We start from the raw sequence: 18,330 nt of genomic DNA on the forward strand, positions 1-18,330 counted from the left end.
AAATAATTCAAAAGTGAAAGAAAAACAGCAATAAATTGCTGTTTGGAATGATTAACTATATTCTATTATTTAACATCTTTACGATATAGTGGCATTGACATGCAACGTGCATTTCCCATACCTAATGATAATTGGTGACCTTTGAATGGTAATACCTTAATTCCCGCTTTTTCTAAAGCTGCGTTTGTTTTTTCGTTACGTGAGTAACCAACAACAACACCAGGTGCAATTGCTAAATAGTTTGTACCATCGAAGTGTGTTTCTCTTTCGATGTCCATCTTAGAAGCACCTTCACCAGCAATAGGAACTAAAACAGGTTCTTCTCCAATAATTGAAGCTAGTAATTCATTTAGAGGTAAACCATTATCAACTGGTTGTGGTTCATCTCCACCGTTTACTAAATCGTAATCTCAGAATTTGAATACATCGTTAGCGATTGGTGAGTATAGGAATTTGTTTTTGTCTAACATTGTTAGTCATGTATCTAGGTGCATTAAGTTTGTTCATTTTGGAACGTTAATTGCAACGATACGTTTGAATTCACATTCTTCGTTAGCTTTAATGTTTTTAGCTAATAAAGTAATGGTTTGTAAGTCAGTTCTTTCAGAAACACCAACTACTAGTGTGTCATTGTTATAAATGAATACGTCTCCACCTTCAATTGATAAGCCTTGTGATGGGTGGTAGTAGATAGGGGTTGAAACTAGTTTTGGGTGGTTTTCAAAAATAAATCTTGAGAACAATGTTTCACGTTGACGAACTTTGTATCTCATGTAGTGAATGGTTACCCCATTACCTACTGATGCAAATGGGTCACGTGTGAAGTATAGGTTTGGCATTGGATCAACGATTAATTCACGATCTGCTTCAATACCTAAATCGTATTTTGTGATACCAGCCATCATCATTTTAACTAGTTCTTTTGTTTTTGTAATTCCTTTTAAGAAGTTTCTAACTAGAATTCTGTGTTCTTCTGATAAAACAGGTTCTGATTCATCTAAGAATTCTTCAATTAAGTTATCTTTGGCTTCTTCACTTGCTAATTCATAGGTTTCTGCAATTAAATCAGTTAATTCAACTACGTTAATTCCTTGTGATTCTAGAATTTTAACGAATTCTTTGTGTTCTTTTCTAGCATCATGGCTTTCCAAAATTGCTGAGAATAATAATTCATCTAAACGAGCAGGTGTAATGTAATCAATTTCTCTACCTGGTTCGTGCACTAAAACGGTTTGTAATTCACCGATTTCTGAGTAAACATGAATGCCTTTAAAGCGTTTGTCAAATACAGACATATAAGTCTCCTTTCGAAATTTGAAATTTTAATGGTTAAAAAATTAACTATTTTCTTGTATAGTTCACAATTCATAATTTCGCAAAATTGCTAATATATACATTCTAATTATAATACTCATAATAACAAAATAACTAAACAAGACGTAAAAGAGAATAAAAATATATATTTTTAAACAAAAAATAGCCTTTTTTAAATAATTATTTAGTTTTTAATTAAAATATTAGATAACATTTTCAATCGCAAGGAGGCATCTATGGAAACAAAAACAATGACTGATATCGCAATAGAAATTATTGGTTCATCAAAAGGTAAAGAATTCTCTGACATATTTGAAGGAACAAAAAACGTTCTTTTAGACCAATGAATCGCTGAATCTAAAAGTGATATAAGCGAAGAGGAATTACTCGAAGTTAAACGTGGTATATTGTATAAACTATTGACAATTGATGGCAACTTCTTTAGAAACGAAGATGGAACTTGAACCACAATTAGACCAGATAGAGAATAATAATTGAAGGACCTTAATTGGTTCTTTTTTATACCAAAAACTCTAATTTATTTTAAAATATATTTGAATATGAATAAAAAAATTAAATTTTTATGAATAACATCATCAATTGTTATTCCAACATTAGCTTCATCTGTTATTGCAAGTGCTTGCGATTATAAAAACCCATCAACACCAAATAATCCAGAAACTCCTACACCTACACCAAAACCTAATCCAAATCCTTCAAATCCAGAGCAACCAGAAAACCCAACTCCAATAACACCAGAGCAACCCAATAATGAAAATATATTCAATTATGAATTTAGTAGTAATTTAGTTGTTAACAAAGCAACCGAAGTAACTTTAAAACACATCAACGATGGTGATACTTTTACTGATACAAACAACAATATATATCGTTTTGCTGGTATTGATACACCTGAAACAAAGAAAAAAGAAGACGGGAAATTCATTCCAACTACTGGAGAACAATTTAAATATGGAAAATTAGCATCTTTCTTTACAATGAATAGATTAACGACAGCTAATAAAATATTTGTTGTACCTATAACAACCAAAACAGGAAAAGATGGAATTCCATATGCTGACAAATATGGTCGTGTAGTGGCGAAAATTTATTATCAGTCTGATAATAAAATTACCTGTTTAAATACAGAAATACTAAAAGTAGGTTATGCTAAAATGGCATTCATTTCTAAAGATCCCAATAACATTTTTTACACAGATGATAGTGATTTCTATGATGAACTTTTATCTTCACAAAGACAAGCACAAACTGAACAAATTGGTATATGATCAACTGAAGCTAATATAAAAGAAATTTATCCAGCTAAATAATAACATTAAAGCTCATTTTGAGCTTTTTATTTTATCTAATGTACAACACAATCCAGGTTGTAATAAAATGTATATTTATAATCTAAAGGGGGTCCAAAATTTGTCAATGGTCAATTCTATGTAGAAAGAAATGTTTTCAAAGATAATGACGTTTTTAATGAATTCATGAAAGTAAATTGTCTATGAAATAGAAAACACTAGAGCCCTTTGCCAGACTAATAATTTAATATCTTTTCTACAACAACAAAATCCGAACTTGAATTTCGAATCATATGACATAGAACATCCAGTTGCGTTGTCATGTTTTAGCAATCAAAAACAGAATTCAGATTTTCTTTTATACGAAAACAATCAATTAATCATTAAAATGAACAATTAATAAAAATGAATAATGAAATTTTAAAGGCTAAAAAAGCGTACCATTTCCTTCAATAAACCAAATGAAAATTTATATATTAAGGCTAGTGATAATACAGAATATAAAAATAATATCAAATTTCATAATTCAGATTGAAAGCCAAATACTGATGTTAAAAGCAGTGATAGACATAAAATTAAGTTATTAGGTCATGGTTTAATAACTAATGATGAAATTATTTCAAAATTGAATAATAAAATTTCAGTACTAAGAAAAAACCATTGCGACTATTTATGAAATTCATTCAAAGGGGGGGATTAAAAACAGGAATTTATAGAAAAAGAGTCGATTTTAAAACTATCCAGAGAATAATTAATTTTCTTTAATTAAGAAAGACATTTATAAATAGAGACAGTATAGTTAATATCAATATGTTTTATTTACTTTAATTTAGAATAAATAATATATAATTTTAATGTTTTGGGTAAGTACTCAAGTGGTCGAAGAGGCGGTCCTGCTAAGACTGTAGGGGTGTCTAAAGCACCCGCGGAGGTTCAAATCCTCTCTTACCCGCCATTTTTTTATATCTTTTTTAACAAAAAAACAACCATATTTCACTAAGAAAGGTTGTTTTTTATTTTTATTTATATACATTAAAACTAATCGTTGCACCAACTGGACAGTGATCTGAAATACGTTTAACACTTTGAATTCCTGAAACACTTTTTCCTTCTGGAACATTAACAAAACCAAGTTCTTCAAGCTTGCTTCCAATTTTTGGATCTAATATAGCCGATCATAATTTATAAACAAATGGATTTTCTAATTCTCATTTGGTTTTATAAATGATTTTATCATATGCCTCCGAATATCTACCTGATGTAGTTCCAAGTGAGCTTGCATTTTTTGTGCTATCTTCTAAAGCGGATATATATCCTTTATTGATAATATTTTCAAATGCAAAGATAAAATTGTTTGTTTTAATATTTGTATCGCCTGAAAAGAAAATATCTTCATTTTTTCCATCAATACTATCAAATCAATTTAATACATTAGGTAATTGTCTTGCTTCAGCAACTTCTTGTGCACCTTGTGATTTTCCAATACTTCAATCATTTGAATTTTTAATAGTCGAACCAGGTGAGTCGAAATGATCAAATACAAAGGTAAAATCTTCAATACCATCTTTGAATCATTCAAATTTAACTCCATAAGGAGGTCTTACATATTCAACATCACTAACACCAATTTCATCATTATTAAATACTTGAGAATAATTATCTCCAATTTTTCCGTTATTAAACGCAACAGGTCTTAAACGATCTTTTTTATAAATAATAGCAACATGCTCAGCTTGATTAGTGCCCGCATATGAACCTTTTAATTTATCAGAAACAATAAAATCGTAATTATCTCCGTTAGTATATCTATTCAAATGTTGAACTAAAACTTCTGCTACTTCAACATTGAATACTTCAGTTAAACCAATTAAATCAAAATCAATTCCTCTAATAATTTCAGCAATAGCTTTATTTTTAATGTCACTAAAGGCACTTGTTGTAGATGCCTTTAATATGTTTCAATGACCTCATAGCAATTTATGAGCAATAGATTTACGTGTAGCCGGAATATGTGTTTCATTATTTCCTGTATTTCTTGTTTCAGAACCATTTTCATTTGGATTTTCTGTATTGTGTTCTGGATCTGGTTTTGGATTAGGTTGAACATTATTTTCCTCATCAGGGTTTTCTGGTTGCTCTGGATTTACTAAATCTGGTGTGGGTTTTGGATTGATATTGGAATTATTATTATTATTATTATTATTATCTGTAGCATTATTAGATGAATTTTTATATTTCAATCAATCATAAATTTTTTTGAAAACAAGATTATATTTTTGTTGAATGTTAAAAATTGTTTCACTCAAAGTAATGCTTCCTGATGATAACTGTTCAATTTGTGCATCAGAATATTTCTTATATTCTTGTATAAAGACATTTACTTCGTTAATATTAAAATATTGACTATATTGGTTTTCTAAAGTAGATACTCATTTTTTAGCTTCTTCAATATTTTTTTCTTTATTCTCTAAATTTATACATGATGCAGAAATTATTGGTGTAGCTACTATCGCTGATACTGGCAATAGAGTATATAAGAACTTCTTGGTTTTCATACTCTAAATATATCACAATTAACAGCATCCATTTTTATTTTATATTAGAAAATAAAAAACAGGTTATTTATAAATCTACCCTGTTTTCAATTAAGAATTGTTTAATGTTTTCTGCAGATACATAATCTCTTTCTTTAGCAAAATTAATCATTTTCTTCTTCAAACGATTAATTTCTTTGAAATTAAGAGTTTTATTCATTGCATCATTCATATCTCAATCTAAACCTAATTTTTCTAATTCGCTATCACTAAATATTGTCGGCGGAATAGGTTTAGAAATTGTTTTTGGAACAATATTGTTTTCGATATTATATTTTTGCTGAATTTCACGTTTACGTAGGTTATCTTCAATTGTTAATCTCATAGGTTCAGTGATACTATTTGCATAGAAAATAACTTTACCATGGTCATTTCTTGCGGCTCTACCTACAATCTGAATTAAACTGGTTTTTGATCTGAATAATCCTTGAATATCAGCACCTAAAACACAAATTAATGACACCTCAGGTAAGTCAATTCCCTCTTTTAATAAATCAATTCCAATGACAACATCGTAATAACCACGTCTTAAACGATTTAGAATATCAACTCTTTTTAAAGGAATAACATCGTCACTAACATAAGCTGATTTAATACCCATTTCTTTGTATAATAAATCTAACTGTTTAGCTTCGTCTTTTGTTGTTGTTAAAACCATCGTTCTTTCTTTTTTCGATACTTGTTCTTTAATTAATTCAGCAGTATCTTTAATCGGAGATTCAACTGTTTTTACAATAATCTCTGGATCAAGTAATCCTGTAGGACGAATAATTTGCGAAACAACCTCACCATCTGTTTTATCTAGTTCGTATTCCTCTGGAGTTGCAGAAATGTATATTTTTTGAAACTTCAATTCTTCAAATTCATCAAAAGTTAAAGGTCTATTATCAAACGCAGAAGGTAATCTAAAACCATTATCAATTAAATTTTTCTTTCTTGAATAATCACCTGCATACATTCCTTTTAATTGGCCAATCATTTTATGCGATTCATCAATAAATACCACTGTATCTTTTGGTAGATAATCAAATAATGTAAATGGTGTTTCACCTGCTTGGCGACCATCTAGATATCTAGCATAATTTTCAATTCCATTAACAATTGCATTTTGTTCAAATTGTTCAATATCATTCAATACCCTTGCTTTAATCCGTTGTGCTAAATCAATTCTTCCTTGTGATTCAAAATACGCAATTCTCTCTTGTAATTCTTGTTCTAATTTAGGTTTTCAATATTGAAATTGCGTTTTATCCAACATATATATCGTAGCAGGATAGATTGTTGTATGTTTTAATGTTTGTTTAACTTCTTTAGTTAATGGATCAACATATGTAATTTTAGCTATATCATCAAATTCAAATTCAATTCTGATGTTATATTCATCATGGTGTGCGGGTGCAATTTCTAACATCTCACCGTGAATTCATTTAAACTCTCCACGATCAATGAAATCTCTATTTAAGCTAAATCCCATATGGACTAGTTTATATCTTAATTCTCTTTTATCAATTGTCATTCCCACTTCAATTGGCAAAAAGTTTTCTTTATACTCAATCGGTGAATAAGCGCCGTATATTGAAGCAACAGATGCAACAACGATAGTATCTCTACGAATTAATAAAGCATTTAAAGCGCTCATTCTCATCGCTTGTAAGGTTTTATTAGTTGTTGATTGTTTTTCAATATATAAATCAGTTTCAACCTTATAAGCTTCTGGTTTGTAGTAATCGAAATATGACACAAAATATTCAACACGATTATTAGGGAAAAATTGTTTTAATTCAGCATATAACTGATTAGCTAATGTTTTATTGTGTGATAAAACCAATGCAGGACGATTAACTGATGAAATAACATTAGCAATAGTAAATGTTTTTCCAGATCCAGTTACACCTTGCAATACTTGATGTTCCTTATTTTGATTTAACCCTTCAATTAAATTTTCAATCGCTTGCGGTTGATCACCAGAAGGTTTAAAGCTTGCAACTAATTCAAATTTATCACTCATAATGTTTATATTTTAATTTATACAATTAAAAAAGTTAAAAATTGTTAAAATTAATGTTATGAAAAAATCTAAAAAAATATTTTTATATAGCACATTAGCAGTTATTACACCTCTATCAATTGGTTCTTTAGCACTTTCTTGTGCTTGCAATGGTGAAAAATCAAACGCTTTTGCTCAAAACTACATTATTGAAAACAATAGCTTCTTTAATAAAGAAACAGGAACACTTGATTTAAGTAAAGAAAAAATAACAGCAATTCCAGATGGTGCATTTGCTAAACGTACATTAGAGTTATTCAAAACAAGTAAAGAAATTAGAGTGATTGATTTTGAAAAAACTCCAATTAAGCACATTATTTTACCAGAAACATTAACTTCAATTGGTAAAGCTGCCTTTGAATCACTTGAGCTTGAATCAATTACATTTAGCAATCCCACAGACGTTGAAGTAACTATTGATAAAAAAGCATTCTATGACAACAAATTAAAATCAATTGATTTTGGAGAACGTAAATTTATATTAAAAGATCTAGCCTTTGCCGAAAATGAATTAACATCAGTAACATTAAACGTTTCAATTAATTCATTAGCATATGGTGTATTTTCAGGAAACAAACTAACAACAATTGATTTAACACATGTAAAATCAATTAATTCTCTTGCTCTAGCAGGTAATAAAATTGCCAAATTAACTCTTCCAGCTGAATTAATTGCATCAAACTTTGATTTCCTTGATAAACAAAAATTATCATCACCTGAAACTAAAGTTAATTTAACAATCAATAACGCAACCTTAAAAGAAACATTCAAAAAAGAATTACAAACAAATCCTGATAAATACAACTGAACTATTACTGAATAATTTAAAAAACCACAGCTATGTGGTTTTTTAAATTAAAGCAATGGTTTTCTGTTTTTTGTTTTGCCTTTTTCAATATCACTTTCATCTTCTAAAAATGGTGAACAAAGAATTAATTCTTTGTCTGATTTCACATATTCAGTAAAGTTTGATAAATCTTCCATTTTAAAGATATGTAATGTAACAAGTGATGTAGCAAATCACTCTTTTTCTTTTAAGTGTTTTACTGCTTGGAAGGTTTGTAATAAATTATTTAACCCTCTTCCGTAGTAAAAACTATTTGACAATCAATGGAAACCATATTCTCTTAATATTGATCTAATTTCTTCATAGGCATCATGGTGATTTTTATCCACACCATATGTCTTTTTTAATACTTCTTTATCTAAGTAAAAAATTATTCCATACATGGTCTAACTCCTTATATTATTAATTATTCTTCTTAAGAGTAAGTAATTACAATATATTTATTATACATTAATAACAATAATCAATAACACAATAATGGATATACATTATTTACCTTTTGTACCAAACAATCTGTCTCCTGCATCTCCTAATCCAGGAACTATATAATTGTTTTCATTTAATTTTTCATCTAAAGATGCTAGATAGATATCTACATTTGGAAAATTTGATTGAATTAATTTAACTCCTTGTTGAACACCAACTAGACACACTAGTTTAATGTTATTAAAACCTTCTTTAACTAATTTATTAATTGCATCACTAGCACTTACTCCTGTTGCTAACATTGGATCAACAACTAAAATATAGCTATCTTTGCTAACATTTGGAATTTTATAATAATACTCTTTAGCACTAAAATCTTGTTCATCACGATAAATTCCAATATGACCGACTCTCGCTTGTGGAACTAAATTTAATATTCCCTCAACCATTCCAAGTCCTGCTCTTAATATTGGAACAATGAAGATTTCTTTATCCAAAGTTTCACCATGAAATTGATAATCAATTGGTGTTGTAACGTCAATTGATTTTGTTTGATAATCTCTTAAGATTTCATACACCATTAATGAAGCAATTTCGTTTAAATTTGAACGAAATTCTGCATGCGAGGTATCTTTATTTCTCATTGTGGTTAATTTAGTTTTAATTAATGGATGATCTATAATAACTAACATAATAATTCCTTTCTTTTTAATCAATAATTCATACTTTCTAGTAATCAAAAAACCACAAAAATGTGGTTTTCGTGATTCTATTGAATAGCATTACCTTTTTCATCAACTAAACGTTTTGCATCAGCTAGGTTTACTGAAAAGAATGTAGTAACACCACGTTTTTGCATGGTGGCACCATATAGTTTATCCACTCTTTCCATAGTACCTTGACGGTGAGTAATAACAACGAATTGAGTTTCTTTCTTTAGATGTTGTAAAAATTCTGCAAATCTAATAACATTTGCTTCGTCTAGCGCAGCTTCTACTTCGTCTAAAATACATAGAGGTAATGGTTTTGCTTTCAAGATAGAGAATAATAGTGAAATAGCAATCAATGCTTTTTCTCCACCTGAAAATAATTTTAAATTCTTAATTGCTTTTCCGGGAGGTTGTGCAATAACATCAATACCTGAATCTAATAGATTATCAGGTTCGGTATATTTAATTTCTGCTTTTCCTCCACCAAACATTTTTCTGAATACTTCATTGAATTCATGGTTTACTAAATCAACTGTTTCAGTAATTTTTTGAACAATAATTTTATCCATTTCTTCAATTGCTTCTTCTATGGTCGCTTTTGCAGTAGAAATTTCTTGTTGTTGTTCAACTAATGTGTCATATCTTTGTTGAACTTCAGCTAATTCTTGAATTGCCTCAACATTAACGTGTCCTAATTCACGAATATCTTGCTTTAAATTTGATACAAGTTTACGTGCTGTGTCAATTTCGATTTCTGGATTGTAATATTGTTGTGCTGTTTCGATTAACATTCCATATTGTTCTGTTAAACGTTTTTTAGCTGTTTCAATGATTGATTCAGCTTTTGCTCTTTCAGAAATTTTGCTTTGGTTTTCTTCAAGTAATCTGGTTAATAGAATACTGTTTTCATTTTTCTTCATTGTTAATTCTTGGAATTCAATAGAAGCATTTTTTAACAATAATTCTTCACTTTTTAGTTTAACTTGAAGTTCACTTTGTTCACTAATTAATTTAGCAATTGATGATTTAAAATCAATGTTTTCTTCTAATTCAAGTTTTTCAGTTGATAATTGATTATATCTTTGGTTTAAATCGTCAAATTCATTTAAACAGTTATTTAATTGGTGTTGTAAGGTTGCTTTTTCTAAAACAAAATTAGCACTATAAGCACTATCACTGTCTTGTTCTTGTTGTAATTTAACAAGAGCTTCTTTTAACTTAATGATATTGTCATCTAGTACTGGAACTAGTTGTTCTAAAGTAGCGATTTCACGTTCCATACCAAATACATTAGATTGTTGGTTTGCTTGACCACCGGTCATAACTCCACCAGCACGAATAATATCTCCATCTAATGTAACAACCATGTATCTGTTTTCTAATAATTTAGATAACTTATTAGCAGATTCAATTGTGTCACAAACTAAAATATTACCTAATAAGAATTTTCTTAAAACGTCATATTCGCGAGCTGTCTTAACTAATTCAGAAGCAAGACCTAAAAAACCTCTTTGAGTTTGTGCTACAACAATATGTTGTTCGTTAATAAATTTAGGTTTAATCGTTGACAATGGAATAAAAGTTGCTTTACCACCATTATTTTTCTTTAAAAAGTTAATTGCATCAACTGCAGTTTCTGATGTATCAACAACAATATGTTGAGCCGCACCTGCTAAAATTGATTCTATTGCTTTGATGTATTGATCTTCAACTTCAATTAGTTGTGAAACAAGTGCCTTATAACCTTTAAATAATGTTGAGTTTTCAACAATATTTTTAGTTCCTTTTGCATATGTAGCTTTTTTGTCATTTACTTCACGAATAACATCAATTCTGCTTTTAACCTTATTTAACTTACCTTGTTCTAATTCAAGATTGGTTTTACATTGATTAATTAGTGAAAAACGATTAGTAATTTTTACATTTAGATTTTCAATAGTTTTTTCACGTTCTTGAATAAACCCACGGTATGTACTAATTTTTTGGTTTAATTCGTTTAATGAAAGTTTAAGCGCTTCAATTTGTTCTTTAGTTGTAGTTTGAACTGAACCCTTGATAATCATTTCTCTTTGTGCTTGTTCTTTAACAGATCTAATTTCAAGGTTGGTAATTTTTTCGCTAATATCTTTGTGTTCACGACTTAAAGATTCGACTTGTTTTCTTAAATCTTCAATAATTAAAGCTTTTTGTTGAATTATATTGTCATAAAATTTGTTTTTAGAATTTAATTCGTCTTTTTCAGTTTCGTAAGCAATTGCTTCTTCTTTTAGTTGTTCTAATCTATGTGAATAATCAATTGTGTCACGAACTAAAACTGAAATTTCAACTTCTTTTAGTTGTTCGCTTTTTTCTAAATATATTTTCGCTTTTTCAGCTTGTTTAACTAATGGATTTCTTCTTCTTTCGAGTTCGTTAATAACACTAGTTAATTCACTTAAAGCAATTTCTGTTCTTTCAAGTTTTTTTTGTGCTTCAATTTTTCTTGCACGATACATTGATGTTCCAGAAGCTTCTTCAAAAATTTCACGTCTTCTTTCAGGAGTTGCTTCTGCGATATCAGAGATTGTACCTTGTCCAATGATTGCTAAAGAAGATTTAGAGATCCCACTTTCCATAGAGATTTCTCTGATTTCTTTTTTAGTAGCTGGTTCACCATTAATGTAGTATTCATTTTCACCTTTACCACGATGAATTACTCTAGAAATTGTAAAAAAGTCATGTGGTATAGAAATTGGATTTTCTCTATTGTCAAATGTTAAAGTAACTTGGGCAAAATCCATTTCTTTTTCGGTTTTAGATCCTGCGAAAATAACATCTTGCATGTTATCTCCACGTAAAGCCTTAGAACTACTTTCTCCTAATACCCATCTAATTGCATCATTAATGTTTGATTTACCAGAACCGTTTGGACCAATAATTGCACAAACACCACCATCTAATTTTAAAGTGACTTTATCCGCAAATGATTTAAAACCATGTGCTTCAACTTGTATCAATTTCATAATTTCCTTTCAAATATATTAATAAAAATTATAAGATAATCGGTAAAAAAATAAATACAATCTTTGAAAATAAAAGCCCCGTTTGGGACTAAAAATATTTTTTATTAATGTGCGGCAATTGCATTCATTACTGCACTACCAATTAATAATCAAACTGGAATGAAAATAAATGAGAATACAGTAGCTAAACTGCTTACTTGTGATGTATATTTGTCATGTACTTTAAAGTTTTGTGAGTAGATAACAATTGTTGTTCCTGGAGGAACAGAACCCACCATAACTAATATAGCTCCAACGTTTGGTTTTAAAATTCCAGCATAAACAAATGGAATAACAATTGCTAGCATTACGATTGGCATAACAATCATTTTTAGAACCATAAAGATTCAATTATCTTTACTTCTAAACATTTCTTTTAAATTAGATTTAGCAAGTGAAGTACCAATTACCATTCAAATCAATGGCGATACAAGCGCTGCTAACATACTTATAAACTTATATAAGTATGGCATGGTGATCGATCAATCAAACCATCCAGTTGGACTTCCGGCATATCTTTGCAATAGTAGGTTTGAATTTGCATCTACACCTGTTTTAATAAATCAAATCATAGTACCGTGATCTGAATAACCATATAAAGTTTGGAAATTTGGACCAAAGGTTGCCATGTGAGTTATTCCAATATTTTGGGTTGTTTTATCAGCTAATATAATTAGCCCGTTTTTAACATCACCTAAAACTATAGTTTTAGCTCCAGCTCCAGGGATATATTGAGTTGCTCATAGAATAATTGCTGATATAGCGGCAATAAATGAGCCATTTTTAATAGTTTTTAATAAAGAGAACTTGAACTCTTTTTTAGTAAATTTCACTCCAGAAATTAAACTAAAAGCAAAACCAAATCCACCGATGTAATACAAGATATTTCAAACGTTTAATGAAGCGAGTTCAATACCATTTGAATATACCCCTAAAATAATTGGTGTTGCAAAAACTATATTAGAACCATAAATACACATTAATCAAGTGACTAAATGTTTCTTTTTCAATGATTCAAGAAATGCTTGTGCATTAAACATTTCTTTATTGTCTAATTCAGTTTGAGCCAATCATTCATTATGTTCTTTTTCTGCTCTTTTAATAACGTATTTCGGTAGCATCTTCGGTAAATAACGTACTCATATCAATGCAATTGATGTCAAGAGAATGTAATAACCAGCGCTTAACCCAAATACGATACCTATTTGTTTTAAATCAGAACTTTCTGCATTTCTTAAAAATGAATAAAAAGCTAGAAAAGGAAGTAATACAGAAATTACAATTTTTTGCAATCCTTGTGCAGCATTTTCATTCAATATTTTAAATTTATACAGCATATAACCTAGGGCAGTAATTGCTAAAGTAGCAATAATTGCCCCTCATAGTCCTGTATTCGTTATGATATCTGTAAATTTAAGTGTTTTCACAACTTATTCTTTCCTTTTTTTAAAAAATTTGAACCTACTTATTTTATTACTTTAATTTATATTTGTAATTAAAATAAATATTTTTAAAATTAACTGGTTGTATTTCTACTTGTTTGAAGATTATATAATTTTTCTCAAGTGGAATCTAATGTTTTAATTTGAATAATCATTTGAATGATATTTTGGAAATTATTTACTCTTTCTTCTTTTGCAGTGTTGATTGTTTCTTCCATTTGAGTTAATAAATCGTTATCTGTAAAATCAGTGTTTTTATTAGTTGAATATTGATTAATTTTTTGATCTAGTGTATTAAGAATTTCTGTTCTAATTGGACTATCTGCTTCAATTGCATAATTAATTTGAGCTAATAAATCATTTAAAACATTGTATTGATTTGAAACTTCAACAATGTTTCTATTTTCAATATATTCATTTGCTACTTGAAGTTTTTCATAAACATTTAATTCAATCACACTTGGTTCTTGACTTAGATAATTTAAACAATCATTAACTAAAGAGATAATATCAAGGGTTCTGTTAATTTCTTGATCTTCATATTGTTTAACAGTTTCTTCTATGTTACTTAAAACCTTGTTCATTTCCATAACATCAGATAAAATATGTCAATCATAAACATGTTTTTCCAATTGTTTATTAATCTCTAGTTCTAAATATTTAATTGGTGTATATAGTTGAACTTTAGCTAAAAGTTCCTCAAATTTCGCACGTATTTGTTTATATCTTTCGGCTCTTGAGTTTAATATTAAATCTTTAAATTCAACTTGCTTGTTTGCTAATTTTAGCGATTCAATAATGGCAACTTCAGTTGAAGCATAAAGCATTTCATATTCGTCTATTAAAGTTTGAAATTGCTTTTTTTCGCTAGTTTCAAGGTAATCAAATTTGATATTACTTACTAGAAAACCATTTTGTAAATAAATTGCTTCCTTAACTACTTTTTGAACATCGGCAATTAAATTGTTTAAATGAGTTAAATCTTCACGATCACTAGCTTCGGTATTTAATTTCTTATCAAGTTTTTCTTCAATTAATCTTTTGCTATACATTAATTCATTTTTCTCATGACTAATATATCCGGCAAAAATTTCATCTTCGTTTCATCTATCAATTAAGCTTAATTTGTTTAACAATTCAGTACTAGTTTCATAGTTCTTATTCTTTGGTTTTTCTTTTAAAACAAAAGCTAAACCTACGCTTGCTGCAACACCAACACCTAAAAGGACACCCATTGTAATGAATAATTTATGTTTTAATTTTAATTTAGACATATAGTACCTCTTTTTTTATTTCAATTTATTCAAAGCGTCTTGTGCAGCTTGCTTTTCTGCTTCTTTTTTACTATTACCAAAACCAACACCATAGATCTGACCATCAACAATTAATGTTGATTCAAAACCATTGTTATATGGTTTATTTGAATAAGTAATTGTTGTGTTTTTATATGATTGTATATATTCTTGAAATTCACTTTTTGGATCACGAAGATCATTATCAATGAATTCCTCAATGAATGGAAATAGATGAATTGCAATAAATTCAATCATTGCTTTTTCACCTTGAGTGATATATATTGCAGCTACGAAACTTTCAAAAAAATCTGAAACGATTTTTTCGTTTTGACCATTGTTGAAAGATTTTTTAGCATATCTTATACAATCAATAATTCCTAAACTAGTTGCTAATTGAGCTAAAATCTTTCGATTAACTAATGAACTTCTTAATTTACTTGCTTTACCTTCATCTAGATGTTTGTATTGAAAGAATATTTCTTTTGTTACAACATATTGAATTAAAGCATCACCTAGAAATTCAAGATATTGATAGTTAGGACAATTTTTATGTTCATTTGAATATGAAGTATGGGTTAAGGCTTGTGCAAAAACTGCAACAGTTTCTTTATTGATTAATTTAATACCAAGTTTGTTTAATAAGGAAATAATCTTTTCTTCAAATGTGTTATTCATAATCTCCTTCTATATTAATTTTGTCAATAATGCTTGATTCAATTGCATTTTTAACTTGATTTAAAGCGCCAAGAAACGCACGTTCATCGCTTCCTCCATGAGCTTTAACAACAATTTTCTTTAATCCAATAACGTATGCTCCACCGATATTTCTGTAATCAAATCTATTTTTGAATTTCTTTAATTTCTTTCTTAACAAGAAACCCCCGATTTTTGAAATACAGCTTGAATGAATCATTTGTTTTAGCAAATGACCAATTCCTAAAAAAGTGCTTTCCATTGTTTTAAGGAAAATATTTCCATTAAAACCGTCTGATAATACAATATCAACTTTGTTATTTATAACGTCATTAGGCTCAACAAAACCTATAAATTCAAAATTTTCACTACTGTTTTCGTTAAATAAAGCATAACTATTTTTTAATGTTTCAGTTCCTTTATATTCCTCAACACCAATATTTAAAATTCCAACTCTAATTTTGTTGTTTGATTGTAAAACTTTAGCATATTCAACCGCTACGTTAGCTCATTCTAGTAAATATTCAGATTTAATATCAATGTTTGCACCAGCGTCTAATAGCAAAATATTGTTGTTTGTAACAGTTGGAATAATTGGCATAAATGCGGGTCTAGATACACCTGCTAATCTTGGAATTTTTAAAGCAGCTAGTGATACAAATGAACCACTATCACCGCTTGATAAAATGGCGTCAGCTTTATCTTCTTTTAGTAAATCAAAAGCAGTTAGCATTGAAGATTCGTTTCTAATAACATCTCTTAAAGAACTGCTTTTATGTACTAATTGTTCTTGATGAACAATTTCAACTTGTTTAACTACATCTTTTAATAGATGTTCTTGGATTGTTTTTTCATTACCAACTAAAATGATTTTGTAATTTGGATTTTGTTTTAAAAATTCATTAGCACCTAATACTGCTTTTATTTCTCCACCGTCGTTATTTAATGTATCAAAAATGATCGTTCTATTCATTATTGTACCGATATATAGTATGGATAAATATTTTGTTCACCTGAGTGAATTTGAACGACGATATCAAAATTCATTTCAATATATGATTTCAGTTCCAATGCATCAGCCTTTGAAGCGGTTTGTCCATAAACAATAATAATCTCTTCGCTATTTTCATCAACAATATCATTAATTAAGGCAATTGCTGCTTCGTTATATGTTATTGCAGTTCCGATTAGTTTATTGTTTGACATAACCATATAATCGTTTTTCTTAATCTTAATTCCATTCAATTTTGTATCTTTAATTGAAGGTGCGATTTCACCATATTTCAATGTTTTAATTGTTTCATTTAGTAAAAGTTTATTATCTTTTTCACTATTTTCTGAACTAAACATTGCAACTAATGGTAGAGTTTGCGCTTGTGATTTAGTTGGAATAATAATAACTTTTTTGTTTCTTACAATTGTTGCTGCTTGTTGAGCTGATAATGTAATGTTTGAGTTATTAGGGAGGATAAACACTGTTTTAGCATCTACTGAATTAATTGCATCAACGATATCCTTAATTGAAGGGTTATTAGTTTGACCACCTTCAACAATATAATCAACATCAAAGGTTTTAATTTGATTAATTAAACCTTGACCTGAATTGCATGAAATTAAGCCACATGGTTTAGTTTGTACATTCTTTTTAACATCTTCTGTGTTGTTACTTAATTTCATTGAGTTTTCTTTACTATCATTTGCTTGTAAAGTCATGTTATCAATTTTAATTTTGATAAATTGACCCATTGGTGTAACGATGTTTAAAACATCACCAGGACGTTGGGTGTGAATATGTACTTTTAAAATTGATTCATCAACAATGACGACCATTGATCCACCAATTTTTTCTAAACGTGAAGTTAGATATTCTTTATTAAACTTCTTTGGTTTTTCTAGTTCTAATAAAAACTCTGTACAATAACCGAATTCACCACTAAATACTTCTTTATCAGAAATAAATTTATCAATTGTAACTTCTGATGTGCTTAATTCAATTGGTTTACCTTTGAAATATGCATAGAATCCTTCAATAATTGCATATAGTCCTTCACCACCCGAGTCAGTTACGCCTACTTCTCTAAGAACTTTTAATAATTTAGGGGTATTATCGCAACTTTCTCTAGCTAATTTGGTAGCTAATGCAAAAACATCCTCAAATGTATGATTGATTGAAATTTGTTTCAATAAACCTTCACTTGTTTCACGAATAACAGTTAGAATTGTTCCTTCAATGGGTTTTAAAACGGCACCATATGCCGATTTAGTTGCTTCTAAAAAACATTGAATCAATTCAATTGGTGATACTGATTCTTTGTTTTTTAATCCAATTGTAAACCCTTTGAAAATTTGACTTAAAATAACTCCTGAATTACCACGAGCACCTAATAACATAGCATGAGAAATCACTCCCGCTAATTCACCGATATTGTTTGTATCAACCTTCATGATTTCGGTTTTAGCGTTCATGATTGTTGATGCCATATTAGTTCCCGTATCACCATCTGGTACAGGGAAAACGTTTAAAGCATTAATAGCATTTTTCTTATTTTCAATATTATTCGCAGCAGATATTAACGCTTCTTTTCATTCAACTCCAGTAATCCTTTTCATA

15 protein-coding genes and 1 tRNA gene are annotated in these 18,330 nt (G+C 28.9%); 5 read left to right on the plus strand and 11 right to left on the minus strand.

The features are described from left to right. Positions 1-65 precede the first annotated feature (65 nt). On the minus strand, positions 66-1,295 hold the full coding sequence (gene arcA, locus EXC28_RS02785) for an arginine deiminase (RefSeq protein ID WP_029330641.1): 1,230 nt from the start codon (positions 1,293-1,295) through the stop codon (positions 66-68). A 255-nt stretch (positions 1,296-1,550) separates the two neighbouring features. On the opposite strand from arcA, the gene rpoE reads away from it, so the two are divergent. The 4 genes from rpoE (at position 1,551) to EXC28_RS02800 (ending at position 3,579) form a co-directional block, all read left to right on the plus strand. Continuing rightward, positions 1,551-1,805, plus strand: coding sequence for a DNA-directed RNA polymerase subunit delta (gene rpoE / locus EXC28_RS06015; RefSeq protein ID WP_029330639.1), 255 nt, complete (start codon positions 1,551-1,553; stop codon positions 1,803-1,805). Positions 1,806-1,874: 69 nt separating this feature from the next. After that, positions 1,875-2,645 carry a thermonuclease family protein gene (locus EXC28_RS06020; RefSeq protein WP_051622608.1) on the plus strand — a complete coding sequence of 257 codons (771 nt, stop codon included), beginning with the start codon at positions 1,875-1,877 and terminating at the stop codon, positions 2,643-2,645. A 256-nt stretch (positions 2,646-2,901) separates the two neighbouring features. Beyond that, a complete protein-coding gene (locus EXC28_RS06025) occupies positions 2,902-3,024 on the plus strand; it encodes a hypothetical protein (protein ID WP_277872046.1) in 123 nt (40 codons plus the stop codon). A 461-nt stretch (positions 3,025-3,485) separates the two neighbouring features. Further along, positions 3,486-3,579 (plus strand) — tRNA-Ser (locus EXC28_RS02800). Positions 3,580-3,643: 64 nt separating this feature from the next. Here the strand turns inward: EXC28_RS02800 and EXC28_RS06030 are convergent. Beyond that, positions 3,644-5,179 (minus strand): endonuclease/exonuclease/phosphatase family protein, encoded by a 1,536-nt coding sequence (locus EXC28_RS06030; RefSeq protein ID WP_029330636.1) that lies wholly within the window; start codon positions 5,177-5,179, stop codon positions 3,644-3,646. A gap of 67 nt (positions 5,180-5,246) precedes the next feature. Continuing rightward, positions 5,247-7,226, minus strand: coding sequence for an excinuclease ABC subunit UvrB (gene uvrB / locus EXC28_RS02810; protein ID WP_029330634.1), 1,980 nt, complete (start codon positions 7,224-7,226; stop codon positions 5,247-5,249). 58 nt (positions 7,227-7,284) lie between these two features. Here uvrB and EXC28_RS02815 point away from each other — a divergent pair, with 58 nt between their 5' ends. Beyond that, positions 7,285-8,088: a leucine-rich repeat domain-containing protein gene (locus tag EXC28_RS02815; RefSeq protein WP_029330632.1), complete on the plus strand. Its 804-nt coding sequence runs from the start codon at positions 7,285-7,287 to the stop codon at positions 8,086-8,088. Between the two features lie 32 nt (positions 8,089-8,120). Here EXC28_RS02815 and EXC28_RS06035 read toward each other — a convergent pair whose 3' ends face one another. The 8 genes from EXC28_RS06035 to EXC28_RS02855 all read right to left on the minus strand — a co-directional run bounded on the left by EXC28_RS06035 (position 8,121) and on the right by EXC28_RS02855 (position 18,329). After that, the gene (locus EXC28_RS06035; RefSeq protein WP_029330631.1) at positions 8,121-8,495 is read right to left on the minus strand and encodes a Virulence-associated protein D; all 375 of its coding nucleotides are present in this window, start codon (positions 8,493-8,495) and stop codon (positions 8,121-8,123) included. A 105-nt stretch (positions 8,496-8,600) separates the two neighbouring features. Then, positions 8,601-9,230, minus strand: a complete 630-nt coding sequence (upp, locus tag EXC28_RS02825) for a uracil phosphoribosyltransferase (protein ID WP_029330630.1) — start codon at positions 9,228-9,230, stop codon at positions 8,601-8,603. Between the two features lie 77 nt (positions 9,231-9,307). Beyond that, entirely contained in the window at positions 9,308-12,250 is a 2,943-nt protein-coding gene (locus EXC28_RS02830; protein WP_029330629.1) for an AAA family ATPase, read from the minus strand. A 104-nt stretch (positions 12,251-12,354) separates the two neighbouring features. Then, positions 12,355-13,716: an AEC family transporter gene (locus EXC28_RS02835; RefSeq protein WP_036437525.1), complete on the minus strand. Its 1,362-nt coding sequence runs from the start codon at positions 13,714-13,716 to the stop codon at positions 12,355-12,357. 89 nt (positions 13,717-13,805) lie between these two features. Beyond that, positions 13,806-15,005, minus strand: coding sequence for a hypothetical protein (locus EXC28_RS06040; RefSeq protein ID WP_029330625.1), 1,200 nt, complete (start codon positions 15,003-15,005; stop codon positions 13,806-13,808). A 15-nt stretch (positions 15,006-15,020) separates the two neighbouring features. Continuing rightward, positions 15,021-15,701, minus strand: a complete 681-nt coding sequence (gene rnc, locus EXC28_RS02845; protein ID WP_029330622.1) for a ribonuclease III — start codon at positions 15,699-15,701, stop codon at positions 15,021-15,023. Beyond that, complete coding sequence (gene plsX / locus EXC28_RS02850) at positions 15,694-16,692, minus strand: phosphate acyltransferase PlsX (RefSeq protein WP_029330620.1); 999 nt, start codon at positions 16,690-16,692, stop codon at positions 15,694-15,696. The genes rnc and plsX overlap by 8 nt, the downstream gene beginning before the upstream one ends. Continuing rightward, positions 16,692-18,329: a DAK2 domain-containing protein gene (locus tag EXC28_RS02855; protein ID WP_029330618.1), complete on the minus strand. Its 1,638-nt coding sequence runs from the start codon at positions 18,327-18,329 to the stop codon at positions 16,692-16,694. The genes plsX and EXC28_RS02855 overlap by 1 nt, the downstream gene beginning before the upstream one ends. Position 18,330: the final 1 nt, after the last annotated feature.

It is taken from the genome of Metamycoplasma cloacale (genome assembly GCF_900660735.1).
GTDB lineage: Bacteria > Bacillota_I > Bacilli_A > Mycoplasmatales > Metamycoplasmataceae > Metamycoplasma > Metamycoplasma cloacale.